Origin of the sequence: Corallincola spongiicola (assembly GCF_004284785.1) — a bacterium.
Lineage (GTDB): Bacteria > Pseudomonadota > Gammaproteobacteria > Enterobacterales > Neiellaceae > Corallincola > Corallincola holothuriorum.
The window spans coordinates 815782-835825 of sequence record NZ_SHLY01000001.1 but is presented as its reverse complement, the minus strand read 5'-3'; the positions used below and the strand labels follow the sequence as shown (position 1 = coordinate 835825).

The 20044-nt window shown below is 47.3% G+C and carries 20 protein-coding genes; 9 read left to right on the top strand and 11 right to left on the bottom strand.

The window, feature by feature from the left end; translation table 11 throughout:
* Positions 1-3: 3 nt before the first annotated feature.
* From EXY25_RS03705 to EXY25_RS03695, 3 genes are all read left to right on the top strand, one after another.
* Complete coding sequence (locus tag EXY25_RS03705) at positions 4-366, top strand: hypothetical protein (RefSeq protein ID WP_130565752.1); 363 nt, start codon at positions 4-6, stop codon at positions 364-366.
* Between the two features lie 338 nt (positions 367-704).
* The gene (locus EXY25_RS03700) at positions 705-1646 is read left to right on the top strand and encodes a YbgA family protein (protein WP_130565751.1); all 942 of its coding nucleotides are present in this window, start codon (positions 705-707) and stop codon (positions 1644-1646) included.
* A 157-nt stretch (positions 1647-1803) separates the two neighbouring features.
* Positions 1804-2511 (top strand): VC0807 family protein, encoded by a 708-nt coding sequence (locus EXY25_RS03695; protein ID WP_114336364.1) that lies wholly within the window; start codon positions 1804-1806, stop codon positions 2509-2511.
* Between the two features lie 94 nt (positions 2512-2605).
* Here the strand turns inward: EXY25_RS03695 and EXY25_RS03690 are convergent, their stop codons facing one another.
* The 4 genes from EXY25_RS03690 to EXY25_RS03675 form a co-directional block, all read right to left on the bottom strand.
* Positions 2606-4249 (bottom strand): alpha-amylase family glycosyl hydrolase, encoded by a 1644-nt coding sequence (locus tag EXY25_RS03690; RefSeq protein ID WP_130565750.1) that lies wholly within the window; start codon positions 4247-4249, stop codon positions 2606-2608.
* 149 nt (positions 4250-4398) lie between these two features.
* Positions 4399-5694, bottom strand: coding sequence for a sensor histidine kinase (locus EXY25_RS03685; RefSeq protein ID WP_130565749.1), 1296 nt, complete (start codon positions 5692-5694; stop codon positions 4399-4401).
* 3 nt (positions 5695-5697) lie between these two features.
* Positions 5698-6426, bottom strand: coding sequence for a response regulator (locus EXY25_RS03680; RefSeq protein WP_130565748.1), 729 nt, complete (start codon positions 6424-6426; stop codon positions 5698-5700).
* A gap of 1 nt (position 6427) precedes the next feature.
* Positions 6428-7285, bottom strand: a complete 858-nt coding sequence (locus tag EXY25_RS03675; RefSeq protein ID WP_130565747.1) for a DUF3019 domain-containing protein — start codon at positions 7283-7285, stop codon at positions 6428-6430.
* 454 nt (positions 7286-7739) lie between these two features.
* On the opposite strand from EXY25_RS03675, the gene EXY25_RS03670 reads away from it, so the two are divergent.
* Positions 7740-7946: a hypothetical protein gene (locus tag EXY25_RS03670; RefSeq protein WP_114336365.1), complete on the top strand. Its 207-nt coding sequence runs from the start codon at positions 7740-7742 to the stop codon at positions 7944-7946.
* A 229-nt stretch (positions 7947-8175) separates the two neighbouring features.
* On the opposite strand, the gene EXY25_RS03665 is transcribed toward EXY25_RS03670, so the two are convergent.
* The 4 genes from EXY25_RS03665 to EXY25_RS03650 all read right to left on the bottom strand — a co-directional run bounded on the left by EXY25_RS03665 (position 8176) and on the right by EXY25_RS03650 (position 11875).
* The gene (locus EXY25_RS03665) at positions 8176-8556 is read right to left on the bottom strand and encodes a YbaN family protein (protein WP_130565746.1); all 381 of its coding nucleotides are present in this window, start codon (positions 8554-8556) and stop codon (positions 8176-8178) included.
* Positions 8557-8753: 197 nt separating this feature from the next.
* Positions 8754-9413, bottom strand: a complete 660-nt coding sequence (locus tag EXY25_RS03660) for a DUF3313 family protein (RefSeq protein WP_130565745.1) — start codon at positions 9411-9413, stop codon at positions 8754-8756.
* A 118-nt stretch (positions 9414-9531) separates the two neighbouring features.
* Positions 9532-11280 (bottom strand): amidohydrolase, encoded by a 1749-nt coding sequence (locus EXY25_RS03655; RefSeq protein ID WP_130565744.1) that lies wholly within the window; start codon positions 11278-11280, stop codon positions 9532-9534.
* A 166-nt stretch (positions 11281-11446) separates the two neighbouring features.
* Positions 11447-11875, bottom strand: a complete 429-nt coding sequence (locus EXY25_RS03650) for a phosphate-starvation-inducible PsiE family protein (protein WP_114336369.1) — start codon at positions 11873-11875, stop codon at positions 11447-11449.
* A gap of 177 nt (positions 11876-12052) precedes the next feature.
* Here EXY25_RS03650 and EXY25_RS03645 point away from each other — a divergent pair, with 177 nt between their 5' ends.
* Together EXY25_RS03645 and chrA are read left to right on the top strand one after the other, a co-directional pair.
* Positions 12053-13345 (top strand): metal-dependent hydrolase family protein, encoded by a 1293-nt coding sequence (locus EXY25_RS03645; protein ID WP_130565743.1) that lies wholly within the window; start codon positions 12053-12055, stop codon positions 13343-13345.
* A 153-nt stretch (positions 13346-13498) separates the two neighbouring features.
* On the top strand, positions 13499-14662 hold the full coding sequence (gene chrA / locus EXY25_RS03640) for a chromate efflux transporter (RefSeq protein ID WP_130565742.1): 1164 nt from the start codon (positions 13499-13501) through the stop codon (positions 14660-14662).
* A 96-nt stretch (positions 14663-14758) separates the two neighbouring features.
* Here the strand turns inward: chrA and EXY25_RS03635 are convergent, their stop codons facing one another.
* Positions 14759-15292, bottom strand: a complete 534-nt coding sequence (locus EXY25_RS03635) for a DUF2058 domain-containing protein (protein WP_130565741.1) — start codon at positions 15290-15292, stop codon at positions 14759-14761.
* A gap of 217 nt (positions 15293-15509) precedes the next feature.
* Here EXY25_RS03635 and EXY25_RS03630 point away from each other — a divergent pair, with 217 nt between their 5' ends.
* The 3 genes from EXY25_RS03630 to EXY25_RS03620 all read left to right on the top strand — a co-directional run bounded on the left by EXY25_RS03630 (position 15510) and on the right by EXY25_RS03620 (position 17023).
* The gene (locus EXY25_RS03630; protein ID WP_130565740.1) at positions 15510-15839 is read left to right on the top strand and encodes a hypothetical protein; all 330 of its coding nucleotides are present in this window, start codon (positions 15510-15512) and stop codon (positions 15837-15839) included.
* Between the two features lie 226 nt (positions 15840-16065).
* Positions 16066-16350: a DUF3081 family protein gene (locus tag EXY25_RS03625; RefSeq protein ID WP_158537911.1), complete on the top strand. Its 285-nt coding sequence runs from the start codon at positions 16066-16068 to the stop codon at positions 16348-16350.
* The gene (locus tag EXY25_RS03620) at positions 16313-17023 is read left to right on the top strand and encodes an HAD family hydrolase (RefSeq protein ID WP_246019487.1); all 711 of its coding nucleotides are present in this window, start codon (positions 16313-16315) and stop codon (positions 17021-17023) included. The genes EXY25_RS03625 and EXY25_RS03620 overlap by 38 nt, the downstream gene beginning before the upstream one ends.
* A gap of 40 nt (positions 17024-17063) precedes the next feature.
* On the opposite strand, the gene EXY25_RS03615 is transcribed toward EXY25_RS03620, so the two are convergent.
* Positions 17064-18272: an EAL domain-containing response regulator gene (locus tag EXY25_RS03615; RefSeq protein WP_130565739.1), complete on the bottom strand. Its 1209-nt coding sequence runs from the start codon at positions 18270-18272 to the stop codon at positions 17064-17066.
* Positions 18266-19942: a response regulator gene (locus EXY25_RS03610; RefSeq protein WP_130565738.1), complete on the bottom strand. Its 1677-nt coding sequence runs from the start codon at positions 19940-19942 to the stop codon at positions 18266-18268. Before EXY25_RS03610 ends, EXY25_RS03615 begins: the two co-directional genes overlap by 7 nt.
* Between the last annotated feature and the right edge of the window lie 102 nt (positions 19943-20044).

The following is a 20044-nucleotide window of genomic DNA, read 5'->3' as shown; positions in this document are numbered from 1 at the left end:
CAAATGATGAAATGCATAAAGAGTTCAATTAGACCCTTTAAAGCGCTGTACATTGGTTTAACTGCGCTCGGACTAACGCTGGTATCCATGTCGGCTTGGACGAAAGAGCAGCAAGTGCAGGATTGCCGTATCGTTGCGACCTATATCGAGCGTCAATTTCCTCCGTTTGCTCAAGACGTCGAGCATTCAGAAGCAGGTATGCAAAATTTACAAAGTAAAACAGAGTTACTTGCTGATCCAGACAACAAACAAAGACTGTCGATGTTTAGGCAGCAAGTATTAGCAATGAAGCAATCAACCGATATCAACAAAACAGCGTTGTGGAATGCTCAATACCAGAAGCGCTGTGCTTCCACGTTTTACTAGTCGATGGAGAGACGAGTACAACAGCTTATCGTTGGCGTGAAGTATTGTTCTTCGGCGCTGCGATAGAGGTCATGGCAGCAAGTCGTTACCTGGTGAGTCAGGTCAAAGGCTTGCTGCCAAAAGTTATTCCTATCCTCATAATCCCCTGAATAGCCTTGTTCAATATGCTAATCAGCATCCGCTGATGATTGTGAACTAAATATGATTTAACACCTTGTCGGTTTATTCTTGCCTTTTTATAAACGGCTATAAGCGTCAACGCATTCGCAATTGCCGCGGCAACAGATAGACTTCAGCATTAGATGGTTTTTAACTTGTTGATTTGAGAGGAAGACGCTTTGGCAAAAATCAAGGTTGGTATCAGTAGCTGCTTAGTTGGTGAGCCGGTGCGTTTTGATTCCGGGCACAAGCGAAATATCTATGTGACAAATGTCTTGCACGATTATTTTGAATTCGTGCCGTTTTGCCCTGAGGTCAGCATAGGTTTGGGGATCCCACGACAGACGATACGGCTGTCGTTACAGGATGATGAAGTGCGCTGTATTGGCTCTAAAGATCCAGCGTTGGATGTCACCGAGAAGCTGTATCAATCTGCCGAAGATCAGAAACACTGGCATGACGAGCTGTGTGGTTACATCCTCAAAAAAGACTCTCCTAGTTGTGGTATGGAACGCGTTCGACTGTATAAGGGGGATACGCCTGATCGTGTCGGTGTTGGTCTCTATGCCAAGCGTCTGATGGAGAACTTCCCCAATCTGCCGGTCGAAGAGGAGGGGCGATTAGGCGATCCAGTATTGCGTGAGAACTTTATCCAACGGGTTTTCGTCTACTATCGTTGGCGACAGATGATGTTAGAGCCATTGACGCTCGATAAACTGATGCAGTTTCACGCACGGCATAAGTTCATTTTTGTCAGCCATGATCAAAATTTGGCGAGCGAGTTGGGACGTTGGTTGTCTGAACAGGGTAAGGAGAGTCTGGCCGCAGTAAGCCAAGCCTATCTGACAAAGATGATGACGTTACTCAAGGTGAGAGCGACTCGTCAAAACCATGCCAACACGCTGACTCACATTCAAGGCTTTCTTAAAAAGCATGTGACTGGTTTGGATAAACAAGAGCTGGTTGAGACGATTAATAATTATCGCCTCGGCTTGCTGCCACTGATCGTCCCTTTAACGCTACTGCGGCATCATTTCTTACATCATCCGAATGATTACATTGATGGATCTTACTATATGCGGCCGCACCCCAGCGAGTTGATGCTGCTCAATCAGCTATAAGCGTGTTCAAACTGGGGGAGTTTGAGTTGTTTCATGTGCGGTTGATGTTTTCACAAGCCTGTTCGCTAAGAGAGATTGTTACAAGATCTTGATTGTTTAAGCCACGATAATTGGCTATAACCTTTCGCACTTACTATGGATCAATGAAGTTACGCTTATGAATAGCACGCCGACACACAAACCTAGACCGATGATTGACCTTATGGTCAGCGTCATTTTGCCCTCAATTATACTGATGAAGTTTAGTGGTGAAAGTGAGTTAGGTGCGGCGGGTGGCTTGATCGCTGCTCTGGCATTTCCTCTGGGCTGGGGCCTGTTTGAATTAGTTAGATATAGAAAGTACAACTTCATTGCTTTGTTGGGCTTAGCGAGTGTTTCTCTCACCGGCGGTATTGGACTATTTGAGCTTGATACCCAATGGTTAGCAATTAAAGAAGCGGCGATACCTGCGATCATAGGTATTGCGGTGTTGGTTTCGACCTTTACCCCTTATCCGTTAGTCAAAGCTTTGTTGTTCAATCCTGACGTTATGGATGTGAATAAAATCAAGCAAAGGCTAGAAGAGCATGATAGTGCCACTGCATTTGAACGGCGTTTGATGAAAGCCACATACTTTGTGGCTGGTTCTTTTGGTTTTTCAGCTGTGATGAATTACGTTCTCGCCAAGTATATAGTGACTAGCCCTGCGGGAACGCAGGCATTTAACGAAGAGCTTGGCCAGTTAACGCTCTATAGCTATCCAATGATTGCATTGCCGTCCATGGTGATGTTGATGGCTATCTTTTACTACCTATGGCGTACCATTCATGATCTGACGGGGCTTGAGCTAGAAGAAGTCTTATCATCGAAGATGCAGCAGAAATAGGGTGTTCTGCTGAAAAAAAGCCATTAAGAGGCGAGTGTTAACTGGATAAAAAAAGGGGAGCACTCTAGTGCTCCCAAATCAGGCGAAGGAGAAACTAGTAGCTGTAAATTCCTATAGAGTTAGGTTGCAGGTTGGTCGTTAACTCACCGTATTCACTGGTTGTTAGTGGACTTTCGCCAAAACCAGCCAGCGGCGTGAGTTCTGTCTCTTGGCCACCCAGATCCAAGTTTACGTTTACATCCGCAGTGCTCAGGTTAAGTATGACGAGTACGCTATTACCTTGATGTTCGCGGGTGTAGGCAAGCACTTCATCATCCTTCAGCACACTGATGCTGCCGTAGCGCAGGGCTGGAGTGTCTTTCCGAAGTTGTATCAGCGTTTTGTAATGGTTCAGCAATGAGTCAGGATCGGCCTCGGCGGTTTCTACGTTGAAGTCGGCGACATTGCCCGCATGGTTACGAAACGGCTCAGCAGCCTCGGTAAATCCACCTTCCGCGGTCCAACTCATTGGTGCCCGTAGTGCGTGGTCATTGGTTGCCCCGGCTGTATGGCCCATTCCTATTTCCTCACCGTAGTAGATGAAAGGGCGACCTGGCAGTGTTAACAGCGTGGCTGCAGCCAATTTGTACTTGTCGATGTTGCCATTCAGCTGTTCGTATACGCGATGTCCGGCAAATTCATCATGGTTGGCGAGAATAATCCCAGCTTCGTTTAAACGATCGTAACTGAGGTAGCCAGCCAAGTATTGGTCGGTTGAACGGTTTATTACCGTGCTCATGATTTGATAGTTAAGACCAAAGGCAAACGCCGAACCACAACCTTGCGGGCCGTTGGTATCACCCACATTGGCAGGGTTTTCGCAGACGATATAACGGTTGCTGTAGTCTTCCATGATCAGCTGTTGCAAGCCAAACAGTACATCCATGTTTTCTGGTTGGTTGGTTTGCCCTTCATGCCCTGGGCCATTTTCAAATAGTTGACCAACGGCGTCGAAGCGGAAGCCGTCGAGCCCGGCATTTAACCAATAGCGTAAGTTGTTGTGGTGGAAGTCGATAACATCCTGATTGTGTAAGTTAAAGTCAGGCATGTAGTGTTGAAATATGCCGTAGTAAAAGCCGCCATTCTGGCCCGGATGCCAGCCTGGACCCCAATATCCGATCCATCCATCCTCTTCTTCAACCGGGTTGGTTTCGCTCCACACGTACCAGTCACGCTTATCACCAACGCTATTGTCTGAATCGAGGAAAAGGGGATTGGCGCCAGAGCTGTGGTTGATGACATAGTCCATGATCACGCCGATCCCACGAGCGTGAGCTTGTGCTAAGAACTCATCGAAGTCTTCTCTGGTACCGTAGTCGGTTTCCATTGTTCGGTAGTTTTCCACTTCGTAGCCGTGGTCGTTGTCTGAACTTTCGTTGATAGGCAGCAACCAGATCCCTTCGACACCGAGTTCCTGCAAGTAGTCCAATTTAGATGTCAGACCTTGAAAGTCGCCGATACCATCACCGTCAGAGTCCATATAGCTGCGTACATATATTTCTGCAAACACAGCGCCCTCATGCCAACCTGCAGGCATCGCCGGCTGGTCATCCACGGCGACTACGCTCATATCCATCAGGACCTCTGCGGTACCGTCACTTGGAGTTGGCGTGGGGTCAGGGTTGCCACTGGAGGAACCACCACAGGCACTGAGTAGCATGGCTGCTGCGATAGCACTTAAAGAAAACTTCGTATTCATTTCATATTCCCTTTCTAAAACTGAACTTGCTAACTGTTTTGCTGCTAGGCAATGTTTTAGCTGATCACGGGTAGGGGAAAATAGGGGATGAATGTAATAGCCCGTAAGAATGTGTAAGTGAGCGGGTTAAGTCACATTTTCTTTATTATTTAGTGGGTTGGGAGTGATATTTCAAAGCAGGCACCGCTAAGGCTGGTTGAATTTTTTGCCTGCACGTGGCCGCCATGCCACTCAACCACACGGCTGACAATAGCTAAACCCAAGCCGTAATGCTCTTCTTTACGGGAGCGATCTGTAGCTAACTTAACGAATGGAGTGAATACGGTTTTGTATTGATCTGCTGGGATCCCGTCGCCGTCGTCCTCTACAGAGATATGAATATGTGTATTGTCAAAGCGCAGTGATACCAGCACCTCCGAGCGGGCGTAGTTGATTGCGTTGCTGACTAGGTTTTGCAAGGCGCGATAACACCAGTGATAGTCAAAGTTGTGCAGTACTGATTGCTCGGGATGGTATAGGGTAAGTGTTACCTCTTCCTGTTCAGCTATTACGCTATTTTCTGCGACCAGCTCTTGTAGCAGTTCGCTGAGGTTTTGATAGTCTCGTTGAATGCGTTTGCTGTGTTGCTCCATACAGGCATAGTCAAGAAACGCTGTGGTCATTGCTTCCATACGACTAAGTTCGGTATCCATCCGTGAAAGGTAGCCTCTGCATTTTTCAGGATCGGTGGTGTCTTGTGCTGCGTCCAGCCCAAAGCGCAGACAGGCCATGGGCGTACGAATGTCGTGCGACAGGCTACGCGCAAGGATCTGATTGTCGGTCATTAGTTTTTCTATCTGTGCAGCCATATGATTAAAACTGCTTTCCAGTTTTTCTAAATAAGAGAAGCGAGGCGATGCAACCCGTATCTGAAATTGGCCTTTCCCGATTTTGTCTGCTGCCTGATTTAGCCGAAAAAGGCTACGGGTTAATGGCCACAGCCACAAAACAAGCGTGCCGCACAAACCGATATAAAAGGCGATGCTGAGTGCCAGATCGACGGTCTGGCTTCGTGTGTTGGGTGGCGGGAGTTGCAGTTGCAGTAATAGTCCCGGGAATTCAGGGATTGCCCGGTATAGTAGTGGCCCGTTTTCGGAGGCCAATACTAAACCGCCAGGTTCAGTTAACTGGCTTTCTAATGCGGCAGGCAGAGCATAAAGCTCGCGGCTTTCTGTGCTGGCGGTGATGCCGAAGTCTGCGCTGAGTGCGGCTAGCACTTCGTCATGCTTGAATCTCGGAGTGTGGCTTAGGTGATTAGCTAGGCCGTCGGCTAGTTGACCATAGTGGCTGTCTTGTGATGTGCCTGCATTAAGATCTGCTTCGCTGGCTATCTGATCAAAACCCCATCCCAGTAAAAACAGTGCGCCCAGTGAGCAGCAGATAATGCTCAGATAAAGCCGCTTCATTGGTTAGACACTTTGTTCATAACTTGGTGCTGCCCATGCGTCTGGCACAAACAGGTAGCCTTTGCCCCAGACCGTTTTAAGCTTTTGCGGATGTTGTGGATCATCGCCAAAGGCTCGCCTGAGGTTAGATAACATGACGTCAAAACGGCGATCAATGCCGTCATACTCGAAGCCTCGTAAATTTTGGAAAACGGTTTCTCTGGAGACTATTTGCCCTGAATGCGTGGCTAAAAACCATAAAAATTCAAATAGTCCGCTAGACAGCTCTATCTCTTCTCCACACCAGCGAACGCGTTCGCAGTGTCGGTTAAGCTCTAGCGCACCAAATGTGAGTAGATCTAATTGGCTAGTGTCATTTTGGCGCCTAGAAACAGAGAGCAGGGCGTTGATCCTTGCTAACAGGGCGCGGGGACGTACTGGCTTTATTACATAATCGTTTGCCCCGGCTTCCAAACCCATTACCTCGTCGTACTCATCGCCGCGGGCACTCATGATTAATACCGGGATATCGGATTGCTGTCGGAGCTGACGGCAAGCTTCAATGCCATTCATGCCGGGGAGCATCACGTCTAGTAGAACGATATCGAAGTGACCGTCATTGAACACAGGCAGTACCTGGTCACCGCGTTCAACATGGACTACTGAAAAATCATGCTCAGCTAAAAACTCGGCGATCCAATCAGCCAGGGATGCATCGTCTTCTACCAGCAAGACCGAGTGTGTGTTGGTCATCTTAGAACAGCCTCCATCGGCGCGGTGTTTTCTGATGCTCATACACCCAAACCACGCTGATCCGTTTCTCTGCCAAGCGGCGCCTGTCAGGCATACGAGACAGCCAGAAATTTAGCGTTTGGGTTGAGTCAAATTCATAATGGAATACGCTGCTGGATTGGTTCTCCCAGCAGGCGAGGGGGCGGTAACGTCGGCCAATATGAAGGCAAACATCTTGTGGCGTGTCCAGCTGCCAGTTTAATGCGATGCGGGTGCGACAAGGCTCGCCCTTGTTCTGGACAACACATTTACTCGGTGTTGCTGTCAGCATTGAGGTATCTTGCAGTGCTGGGTCGATAACAATAGGCGAAGGGAAATGGCCATTGTCTGCCAGTACCTGAGCTTGAGTTGGTATGGTGACCTGACCGATGACGGTAAAGCGTGGACGGTTATTAAACTGATTGACGGCAATCACTTCAAAGTTGCTGTTTGAGAACTCTTTATAGTCAGCAATTGAGAATTCGGGCGCGCCGATGCTGCTATCCCGGTAATTCTTTAATACTGACTTCCAAAAATTCCGGTCATGTAGTGCACGTCCCTTTGGACGATTGACGATGACATATGTCGGCGCGACTGGCTTCCATTTCATCGTCATGCGGTCCTCATCGATGGTGATGTCAATCGGTTGGTAGGCATACCGAACACGAAGATAGTTAACCATTTCAGATGGTTGCAAAAGAGCCAGATCAACCTGTCTTGACTGACCTTTTGAGATAAATAGAGGTGATGGAATGTCGGTTGGGCGTGCTGGCGCATCTGTGGCTACTGCATTGAGAGGCAGCATGATCAGTAGGATGGATAGGAACAGGTTGTACTTCATCGGGCTGTCCTTGGTTTAATCTTACTGTCCTTGGTAAATGGCCACTAGCGTTATCGTTGGGTATGTCGCTGCAGCACCCAAAGCCGGTTTCGTTAACTGTTACGAGCGTGTTGCTACGTCGTTTGTTAACCGGCGTCGTTTGCTCTGAACGCGCGCTAAGCATCAGAATACATTTAATTAATTTAGCGTGAGTGTAATTAATCACAGGAGCGGGTTAAACCCATGAACGGCCTAGGATTGGTGTTTTTTTAAAAGAGGTGGGTGCGCTCACGTTTTCTTTGGTTGTTGAATAAAAATGCGATAAATTGAGAATTTTTGTCAAATGTAAACGCCAAAATGCGTTCAAGGTCGTATAGGACAACTCTTGGTGTGAATATCTATGCAATGATAAGTATGTTTTGGAAGTCGATCCGGGTTCGGATCAATCGATAGCCACTATCTATCAGGAGTATGAATGAGTAATCGAAATTATTTTAGCTGGCGTCACGCGGTTGTTGATATGGCGGCAGCCGAAGGCGTATCTCCAGAGACCATTTCTGAGCAACCAGCCAAAGTGTTTCAGGAGCAATATTTCAAGAAGAACTTGTCTGTGACTGACGCGGTTCAACGGTTAAAGCAGGCTGACTGTTCGGTACGACGAACGGCAGCTAGCGTTGTTTGAAAAACACCGGCTTAGGGGCATAAGGAATGGCATATTTAATATGGAGGCGTCATAAACCCTGGGCAGTGACGCTTTAACACAATCTTTGATAACTGAGGTTTGATGACTATGGATGGTCATCATCATCGTCGAAAAATACCCCTTCCTAATCACTTTTTGTCTTCACGGCGTAAAAGCTGAACTGTTCGCTACCTAAAGCGAAATCTCACGCTTACGCCATCGATATCCGCTAGCCGATCCGCTTTAGCTTCAAAAGGTAGATGCTGACCAACAGTGCAACGGTAAGGAGTAGTGCCGTTAGTGCGAGCTGCTGGGTAATAAGAATGCTCACGCAGATGCTTAACCAGAGTGTTATTAAAGCTGTTTTAAGTGTTTTGCGAGTGATCGCGCGTTCACGCAAATATCGGCGGATAGCGGAACCAAACACTGGATGTTTTAGTAATTTGTTTCTTAACCGTGGAGAGGCATTAAAGCTAAGGATGGTGGCCAATATAAGGAATGGGGTAGTAGGGATTACGGGTAAAAATATTCCCGCAGCACCTAATATCACGCATAGCATTGCTGCTGTGGTTAGGGCGGCACGTTTGAAGTGATAACTAGCATTTGCCATTGCTCTATTGTGCCGTAATTTGCTGACAAATTGAATGAAAGCTTAGGGCAAAAAATAGTTGGCTTTGCAACGGAACTGTTCGGAGGAAGATAACCGGTGTGGTGAGAGTGTAGTTTACTGAAGAAGGGCTCACTGATGGCAAAATCAGCGAACCCTGATCTATATCCGTACCGACTTAACCGTGTGGTTTAGCCGGGTTACTCTTCTTCGAAAGATTGTTCAAATTGCTTGCGCAGTTTTGCCACTGCTTTGTCTATTTCTGGTTTGATCGCATCAACGCCCATTTCATTGAGCTTATCTGGATCTACCGTTTCCATAACAATACGTTGCATCGCTTGCGAAACGATAACATTGGTCTCTGGGTCTATGGCTTCAAACTCAACAAACAACATCGGCATATCATCGCGGAAACCGGCAGTCGTGATGAAGGTGATTGGCAGGTATTGCCATGCAGCCAAATCTTCTTTTGAGTTGGTGATGCCAGTAAACGCCGTTTTTAATTGCAAGACTTTCGTTGATTCGCCGACTTTCTGCTCTGTACCGAACTCCGACACCATCTTTTGTGAAAAGTACTCCGCGAGCTCTTTTTGGGTTTCGATGTTAAGGGAGGACTCTTTCTTTAGTTCGTCAGATAAGATGACTTGGGTCGGCTCGAATTCTACCGTACCGTATTCATTAGGGTTGAATCCGTCTGCGCGCCAGCGTAAAAAATTTTCATCATCTTTCACTGGTTTCAATTGATCGTAGCTGCTTAAAAAACCACTGTGTGAATCTTCAACATCTGGTGCGGACGAACAGCCCATCATGCTGAATAGTGCTGTGGCTATAATTGAGCTAGTAATAAACTTTAACTTCATCTGAGAACTCTCCGTGTGACAACCTGTTCAATAGCTTTGGGCTGGTAATAGATATAGTGCGCTAACATAGTAAAGGTGCCTGACTAGACACCTTTTTACTATAGAGGCTCTTAATCCACTATTTACGTTTATACACGGTTTTTCCTTGAAGAACCGTAGTTAACACCTTGGTTTTATGAATATCTTGCACTGGGATCTGCAAAAGATTTTGGTCAATGACAATAAAGTCAGCTGATTTGCCAACTTCAATTGAGCCTGACTCATTCTCTTTTTCCATTGCCATGATGCCATTGCGGGTGAAGATCTGGATAGCGGTAGATATATCAATTCGCTCGTCAGGATTCAGCTGGCCATAATTGGGTTGACCAGGGTACTGACGTGTCACCATTCCTTCCATGGCAAACCAAGGGTCTGGATTGGCAATGTTGTCCCAATCACTGCCATAACTAACTAAAGCACCTGCATCTACGATACTTTTTAGTGGTGTCATTGTTTGATTGAAACGTTGTTCACCAATGATCTCTGCCCAATGGTGCACTGAGGGATCAGGCGTCCACACCTGATAAGGGGAAACTTCAGTGACGAAGTTATACTTCTCGAAGTTAAAGCGAGGCACCTCGTCTGGGTAGATGAGCATTGAATGTGCCATATGGTGGCGGGGGCCTTTGCCGTTGGCCCGACGGGTTGCCTCTATTGCATTGAGAAAGTGGCGAACAGACAGACTACCTGTGGCGTGTGCCATTACTTTGATGCCCTCTTTGTCAAAGCGCATCATCCAGGTGCTAAAGGTTGATTCATCAATGCTTGGGGTGCCGAAGGTTGGCGCAGTGGCATAGCTATCGATCATTGGTGAGCCGCCTTCCGCATCATTGGGTACACCATCCATATATATCTTCACACCATCAACGTTGATAAGCGGCGAGTTAGGGCCGCGTTTATCACGGGTCATGAAGGTTTTGGCTTGCTCTTCCAACGTTGTGGTGACATATCGCGTATTGAAGTCCCAACTACCCTGAATGCGAACGGTGAGTTTCCCTTTGGCTTCAAGGTCGCGATAGGCTTTTACTCGCATAGGATCGAGTTGCGGCGTGATAATGGCTGTCACGCCATACTTGTTCAGTTTGCTAAATATCCATTGGGCACGTTCTTCAACTACCTTTGGTGCCGGTTCTGGCATGACCGCGGTTATCAAACCTAATGCTTTATCGTGCAGCGTGCCTGTTGGCACTCCGTTACTGTCTCTGTCAATCACGCCAGCGGCAGGGTCAGGGGTGTCTTTGGTGATATTGGCGGCTTCTAATGCGGCAGAATTAACCCAAGCCAAATGATTGGTCCAGTCATGTAAAAACACCGGGTTGTCTGGGGCAATTTCATCCAGCATGGCTGCGGTCAGGGTATGATAATCAAGGCTCCATTTGGCGCCTTCTATCCAATCGCCTTTTTTCAATTTTTTATCTTTAATAAATTTTTTCAACGCCGTTTTAATTTCATCAACGGATGATTCCGCTGGGAAGGCCAGTCCTAGTGAAGTTAAAGCACCACGCAGGGCATGGATATGGCTATCCACTAAGCCCGGCATAACCATCTTGCCTTTTAAATTCACTACTTTAGTTTTCTTACCGATAAATGCTTTCATCTCTTCATCGCTACCTACAGCGATAAACTTGCCATCTTTCATGGCAAAACCTTCGGCAACCTGACGCAGGACGTTAACGGTATAAACGTAGCCATTCTTATAAACTACATCGGCGGGTTCTGCTTTTGTGGCGGCGAAGGCTGCCGTAGATAGGCTGATTAAACACAATATAAATGCTGTAGATATGGTCTTTAACAGGCTCTTCTTTGTTGTTTTGCAACACATGTTCATTGCTAAAGTTCCTTGCTCTGAAAGTTACTTTGTCATGACATTTTTAAGCTGTCTAAAGGTGGTATTTCAGAACATAACTCTAGTCAATTTTAATGATGTCGCTGGTTATTTATGCATTCGGTTGTGCAATATCAATTTTCTGCGGCATAAGCGTTAGTGCACGATATCAAGGGGTTTGTTTAGTGCTATCGATTTTCTTCGATTCTTCGTAGGGCAGGTACACGTGGCCAAGCCTTAATCCTAATGTGGCCAATACCATCACCAGCATTGCCATGGCGATCCAGAAGACACTGAGTGCGTCCATCTCTTTCATCCCGAGGGTTAAATAACGGGCGAGGGCAATCACCGCAATATAGATGGGGTAACGCACGGGGACGCGTCCAAGTTCGACGTAGAGGCGAGACATCGCCAGCACTTCCAGGTAGATAAACAGCAGCAAAATATCACTGAGGTAGACGGCTTTCGCTTTAATTACATGCTGTACTTCCATGCCTATGGCAATGAGTGTCGCCAATGCAATTAGCAGTAGTAAAATTTTCTCGACGATAGATATTCCCACTGTGAAGTAGTGTCGCAGCTGCGGTCTGATATCCATATGACAACGCCTTCTATATGCTCATGATATTCTGGTTTGACCAGAACAAGCATAGCGTATAAGTCATTCATTTTGATAGTTTCATTGCTGTTAGGTTGGCCAGTGGTGATCACTTTTGCCAATCAATACGCAAGAGGGGATACTGTTAGCGTGAAAATAATAATAGGAATAAAACTCATGGGATTACGTCGGCTGTTTGTTTTTGTTGCTAGCTGTTTTGTTACGTTAAACGTAGTGGCTCAAACCTCCGTGCTGCATGTGGGGGAAGTGTTGGCGGTGCCTGGTGAATCACCGCTTAAGCAACAAACCATTGTCATTAGTGATGGCGTGATCACCGATATGCAATCGGGTTACATAGAGCCGTCCAAGTTTGATGCGGATGCTGTTTATATTGACCTCAAGCAACAGTTCGTTTTGCCCGGCCTGATGGATATGCATGTTCATCTCCAAGGTGAGCTGGGGCCGAAAAATGATTCGGAAATGCTCAAAATGTCTAATCCATTGATGCAGATGCGCTCTTATATGTTCGCTATGCGCACGCTCAATGCGGGTTTTACTACGGTGCGAGATGTGGGCTCCAGTGGCCAAGAGATGTACGCCATGCGTGATGCCATCAACAAGGGCTGGATCGATGGTCCACGTATTATTGCTGCCGCGTTTGTGGGGATCACGGGAGGGCATGCAGATATTAGCGGCATTAAACCTGAGTTTATGGAATTCCTGGATGAACAGAATCATACCATTTGCGATGGCCCTTACGATTGCCGACGGGCAACTCGTCATGCCATTAAGTATGGGGCAGACTGGATAAAGATAACATCTACTGGCGGTGTGCTGACTGACCGTGCCACCGGCACTGGGCAGCAGATGGAGATGGATGAGTTGCAAGAGGTGGTATTAGCCGCCAAGCGCATGGGGCGTAAAGTGACCAGTCATGCCCACCAAGAAGATGGCATTATCGCTGCATTGCAGGCGGGTGTTGCCAGTATTGAACACGGTACTTATACCAGTGATAGTGCTATCCAACTGTTCAAACAGTCCGGGGCCTATCTCGTGCCTACATTGTTGGCGGGCGACACCGTGGTACAGATGGCAAATAACACCGATGTGCTGAGTGAAGCGCAAAAAGCCAAAGCTCTCAAAGTTGGGGCTGATATGCAGGGTAACTTCGCCAAAGCGTATAAAGCGGGGGTCAAAATCGCCTTTGGTACTGACAGTGGTGTATCTAAGCACGGCATCAATGCGCAAGAGTTTTTGTTGATGCACAAGGCAGGTATATCTCCGATGGAGGCGATTAAAACGGCCACTGTTAATGCCGCGGCACTGATCGACATGAGTGACACTTTGGGCACGATTGCTGTGGGTAAACAGGCAGATATCATCGCGGTAGATGCTTCGCCACTCGACAACCTAGAAGAGTTATTGGATGTCGATTTTGTAATGAAAGGCGGTAAGGTGATCAAGCAGTAGCCGTTAACAACGCTCAATCGCACAATAAAAAACGCACTTCGGTGCGTTTTTTATGTTCAGCGGGTGGGCTTATTTATCTGGCCTTGCCGTTGTCATGCCACTGTCATCTTGTTGTCATAAATTGTTTGCGGTTCTTTCGACTGAACGTTCATTATGTTGCATATTTTCCGACACTTCTTTTTGCTTGGGCTGACCAGTTTTGGCGGGCCCGCCGCTCACTTAGGCTATTTTCATCGCCTATTTGTTGTAAAGCTTGGGTGGCTTGATGATGCCGCCTACGCACGTTTGGTTGCACTTAGTCAGTTTTTGCCTGGGCCCGGCTCCAGCCAAGTGGGTTTCGCTATTGGCTTAAAGCGTGGGGGGCTTATTGGTGGGTTGATCGCCTTCACCGCCTTTACCTTACCTTCATTTTTAGTCTTATTAATACTTGCTGTGCTGGCGGCACAATTTGAACAAAATAGTTATTTGTTGGCGGCGATCCATGGCTTAAAACTGCTTGCCGTTATTGTGGTGGCCGATGCGACGATGAAAATGTTCAATAGCTTTTGCAAATGCAAAGTGACTGCTGGCTTGTGTGTTTTTACCTCGGTGGTGTTACTGCTGATGCCTGGGTTATGGGCCCAGTGTGGGGTACTTGTCATCGCGGCGACTATTGGTGCTATTGCACTACGCCAGTCTGATGTTGATACCAGCGCAGCAGCCTCGCGTACTGTAGCTGTGCCACCGCGTTGGTGGGCTTTACTACTGTTTGCAGCCCTGTTTTTAATATTGCCACTGCTGAGTCAAGATCATCTGTGGTTGGCTCTGTTCAGTGACTTCTTCCAAGCGGGCAGTTTGGTGTTCGGCGGTGGGCATGTTGTGCTGCCGCTGTTGCAGGTGACTGTTGGCGATAGCTTGAGTCAGTCGCAGTTTCTTACCGGCTATGCTGCTGCGCAGGCCGTTCCTGGACCAATGTTTACCCTGGCTACCTACTTAGGTGCCATGGTGATACCCAGTGCTCCTGTCGTCGGCGCAATTGTCGCCACTTTGGGGGTGTTCATGCCGGGGTTGTTGTTGATGCTGGCGCTGCATAACAGTTGGGAAGCAATGGCAAGACGCCCGCTGTTGGCTGGCGTGATTGCGGGGATAAATGCCGCCGTCGTTGGCTTACTGTTAGCGGCACTGTATCAACCGGTATTTAGTAGTGCGGTCGGCTCTGCGGTGGATTTTGCCTGGGTGGTGGTCGGTTTCTTTCTGTTGAATAAGGTAAAGATGCCCGTGTTCGCTTTGGTAGTGCTAAGTGCAGGGGTAGGGTTGGCCTTGTCGCTGATCGGCTAATTGTTGGAAAAAACAGATGTTCCCAACCTAAAAAGCTCAATCTTAATTATTGCTGAGCCTAAGGTCGGGGATCTGACTTCTATTGGGTGGACAGCATTACCACATCAGATCGTCTGGGATCTGGAAGTCTGCATAAGGATCTTCTTCATCGGTTTCAGGCGCTGTGCTCTGGTCTGCGCAATAGATGACATAGCTTTCATCGCGCTGGCGGATCTTATCGGCGGCTGCCGTCGGGATAAGCTTGTAGCTTTCATCCAGTTTGACGATAGTTAAACGACCCAAAGTGACTTGCTTGTGGGTGGCCGCGTCAGTGTATAGGCGTTTCACCTTGGTACCGTCGGTGAAATTATAAGCAATGTCACCATTATCTGTCGCCACAGTGTTGGTTTCTATAATTTGTCGGATCTGCGCGGTGATCGCTTTTTGTTCCGCCTCGAGCTTGCGTTGTTGGTTTAGCTCGCGGTCTTTGGCTAACTTCTCTTGCTTCGCTTGTTCAGCTAACTGCTTTGATTCGGCGGTTTCTACCTTTTTACTTTTGCGTTGCTGATGTTTCTGCTTATTAATTTTCAGCGCTTTTTTCTTGTCGGCCAAGCCGGCTTTGAGTAGTTGTTCCTGAAGCGACAGCGCCATGGAATACCTCATTTAATTGAATAGAGAATGTAGCCTGAGTGCTACTCGGGCTGCAAATTAGTGGCATTTTATAGGATGCTGCGGTTACGGTCATCCCTGTGTTTTAGATATGTCTGTGTAGTTAGCTTTTATCGTGAAGAAATAATGCAATAAAAACATAACTCTGTGAGGTTGTTTCCTATACTAATCAACAGTACTCATCAAGGAAGCATCAATCATGATCATAGAGCGCGTTAAACAGATTACTTCTAAACTTATCTTTGTCACCTTGTCACTCATCTTCGCTTTGGCCTCTTTCGGTTGTATGCAGCAGGAGATGGTTGGCGGCCCTTGTGAGTATCGATCGGAACAGGTTGCTGCCGTAGTCGATAAATTGCAGGACGAATATGTTTTGATGATGCATGAAGAAGATGATTTTGTTTATGTCGTTGATTATGGCTTATTTGATGGTAAGCCGACGCTCGGTGATCGATATATGTTAGCGATCGAAGTGATCACATCTGGTACTTGTACACCTTATGTGGTTCAGTCTGCGACAAAATCCTGAACCTCGTGATTTAGAGGGGGAATGACAGCCACCTCTATCATTCTAACTCTTCTAACCGCTGCTTTATTGTGGGTTGGCCACTGGCGTTAACCCGTTTGCTGTGGCGGTTATGATCTTAATCTCTTTCACTGTCGTTCAAAGACTGATAGCCGACAGTTGGCTCTGGTTACTTACTTGGGGTGAACAGCTTTAGGCTTGGTTGAGTCAGCTTTTGTTGGAGGTGAAGGTGAGAAATGAACTCGATATTCATCAATGTTTAAGGGTGTTTGATAAGGTACGCCGCCACGGTGTAAAAACGGAGAGTGGGCACCACTTCCAAGGGCTCACCGCGTCGTCTGATTTTGATGGTTATACTGCATTTCTTAGTTCTAACGACGTCACGCTGACGCTCTTCTTTCATAACAAATATGATTTGGACTACCGTCAGCATGGAGATGTTGATGCATTTGTAAAGTTGTTGTCGGTGATTGACCATGCAGCGAATAGTGAGCTTGTCGATGGCCGAGTGTAGTAACATAGAGATGCCGCTCTCTGATGCAGGGCGTGTATTTTATGGAGAGGACAGAGTGATCTGTAGCGATAAGCGTTCGCCTAGACAACTGTTGGCAGATATCAAAGGGGTCATTTTTGATCTGGATGGTACCCTAGTTGAATCCTCACTGAATTTTGCTCAGATAAGACAGGATATTGGCTGCCCAGAGGGTCATGATCTACTGGAATTTGTCGATGCTATCGTCTGTAACCAGCAGCGTACGCAAGCCTCTCTCAAGATCCAGCAGCATGAATTGGCTGATGCAGCGCAGGCTCGATGGCTTCCTGGTGCCAAACAGTTAGTTGAACATTTGTGTTTTCGTACTATTCCCCAGGCGATTGTTACGCGCAACTTCCAGCAAGCTGCGGCGATGAAAGTGGAACGCAATCGTATCCCCATTGAACGCATTGTAACGCGAGAAGATGCACCGCCTAAACCCGATCCCAGTGGCTTGATTGCGATAGCAAATGAATGGCAGATTGCGGTCAGTGACATTCTGTATGTCGGTGACTTTCTCTATGACATTCAAGCGGCGCAACGGGCAGGGATGGTATCGTGTTTATATGCACCGGCAGCGATCCCTGATTACGCAAAACACGCTGACATGATCTGCCATGATTTTGATCTGTTAACGGCGGCATTTGCAGTTTAACTGGTTTTGACTCTTTGAAAGAGAACATAGCTTTCATTCGTTAGATATGTTTTTTCGCCCAACTGACAAACTCCTGTTTCGGCATCGCTTTAGCGTAGTGAAACCCTTGCAACACATCACACCCCATTTTTTGTAGCATTTCTACGTGTTCATAGGTTTCCACACCTTCTGCGACGCTGGTGAGATTGAGGTTTTTTGCTAGTAACAGTGATGACTCAACCGCAGCACGGTGGCGACCGCTGACTAACATCTGTTGGACGAAAAATTGGTCTATTTTCAGTTCGGTAAATGGGCTGGTCAATAATTGGATCATGGAGGAATGCCCGGTACCAAAATCGTCCAATGAAACGCCAACACCATTGAGCCGTAAGCGACTCATTGTGTCTAATGAGCGGGCCAAATGTGGACAGATCTCAGTTTCAGTGACTTCAAGTATGAGTCTATTGGCTGGTAAGTTGTGTTCTTCCAGCAGACTAAAAACCATATCCGCAAAGCTGAGCTCTACTAGATCCGACGGTGCGACATTGACAGACACATGACATTCGAGTCCTTGTGAGTGCCATTCTGCGCAGGCTTTAATACTCGATGTGAGTACTTGTTGGGTCAATTTGTGGGTTAGTCCCAACTGAAAGATCCGATTAAGAAATTTATCCGGGGTCAGCATACCTGTGTCCGGCTTTATCCAGCGTATTAGTGCTTCTGCGCCAATGACTCGTCCTGTTTTGGCACAAATGTGGGGTTGGAAAAAAGGCTGCATCTGGCCGTTATCAATCGCCGATAACAGTTCGCTGTCGTTGAGCGTCAGTGATGTATTAACGGGCTGCTCAATTGAGCGCTGAGTCAGCTCTGTCAATAAGGTGGCAAGCTGTTGAAAATGAACAGGCTTGCGTAGCTGGGTTACATTACGAAGACCATAAGACATCGCCATCTGTTTGACGGATTCTATGACATCCTTCGTCGCTGCGCTGACAAGTGCAATATGAGATGAGACTTCGCGCTGAGCCAGCGTACGTAAAAATTCAACGCCATCCATTTCGGGCATATTCAGGTCACACAAAATCAAGGATGGGTCATCAATGGCGTCAAGCATCGCCAATGCTTCCTTACCGTTCCCTGCAACACTGATTCGCCCGCTGAACAGGTTGGATGCCATCCTCACCAAGAGGCTTCGCTGAAACTGGTCATCTTCAATAATCAGTATTGACGATCCGGCTTCATTATTCGGGACTGCTACTTGATGGCTTAACATTTGTTTGCAAACTCCAATTCGCGGATCTGTAATTGCGACGCAAGTATTTGGCTGGCTCGTTGAAATTCAGCTGAATAGATAGCTGATGTGTCTAACAGTAGGTCTCGGCAACGTACCGCGAGCTCGCCCACGGCGTTCTTACTCCAACCCATTGGCCATGCTTTGGTAAGACAAACCATCAAGGTTTTGGGGATATCAGGATCGGCGCGATTTAGTTCCAACGCCTGTGCTAAATAGCCGGCGGCGCGTTCGTAGTTGCCGTCTTTTATCTGTACTAAGCTTGATTCGCGCAGTCGGGTTGCCTTTTCCGCCATATCTTCAACTCTTGCGCGCCAGCCAGATATGTAGCGAAGAAAGCAGATATAGGCGACGTTTTGTTTATCTTTCGCTAGGGCCTCGCTTACTGACGTCATTAGCGCGTTGTAGCTTTTGGCATTACTTAGCAGCAATTGCACTTTAGCCAGTTCGATCATCTCATGTTGTTCGGACTGGTAATTGTCTAACTCTTTGATTGTTGCTTGATACTCTGCGAGACAGCTCCGCGCTTTACCTACATAACCCCGTAAAGCGTTAGCGCGAGCCAAAAACAGTAACTCCATCGGTTTATACTGATTGCGTTGGAAGTTACTGCGCCATTCGCGACACTGCTCTGTAAAGCGTGACAGCAGTTTTGTTCTTTCGGCTGCTTCGCTTAGCTGTGCGTTATCCAGTGTCAGCGACGCATTCAGCTGATGTATCTCAAGGGTTTCTCTGAAAGAGTGCTTAGATCTCAGCAAGGCTTGCTGGATATTCTGACTGGCGATGACGGGAGTAAACATGCCCATGGCTACCTGCGCCCTTAATTGATAACGGCTGACCTGTTTTGGTGACTGATTGATGGCAGCATCCAGTTTTTCGGCCGCGGCACTGAATTGGTGCTGTTGAATGAGTACGTTAGCGCTCATATCCATTGCTGCCGCGCAGAGGATGGGATCTTTTTCAATCGGCTCAAGTAGTGCCAGACAAGTTTTGTACTGCTTTTGCTTCATCGCAATGGTGGCCAACGCCATGGCCACCTGACCTTTTTCCGAGCCATTTCTCAGTGCGATCAACTGGTTTCTTGCTTCATCGAGCTTGTTGTTCTTTATCAGTGCTTTAGCCTTTATCAGCTGGGCACTGGTAGCCATTTCGCTCGCTTTGAATATCTCCTCATCTGCCTGTTGAACTGCGGCCTCATAGTCACCTTTTGCGTAACTTTCGAGCAATCCGCCTAGCTTACGTTTACGCCGAGCCATTTTGGGTAAACGCTCACCTAGCGTGACAAAATTAAGCGGTTTAACCAGGTATCCATCAGGTTCTAACTCGGCAAAGCTTCTTACGACCGGTGCTGATGCATCGCCAGTTACAATCACCACAACACAGTCAGCAGGTAAATGACCGTCATGCAATATTTCATCAAGTAATTGGTGGCCGTTGGTCTTATTACCTAGGTTGTAATCACACATCACCAGCTGTAATTGCTTTGTTTTTGCAACGGTGAGTGCGCTCGCCGCATCTTTTGCGACAAGTAGTTGTTCATTATGGAATCCCAATTTTTGCAGCATGCCTTTTGCCGCGGTGCGGTACATAGGGCAATCGTCCACGATGAGAACGGGCCTGGTTCTATCGAAGAGGTTCATTAGTGTGCTCATGGCTTGTCCTGCTTGGGTGATGATGGGACGTATTATGAAGCGGTCGATCGTGCTTATCTGTTCCCAAAGGAACAGAAGTGGTTAAAAAGTAGGCATACCATG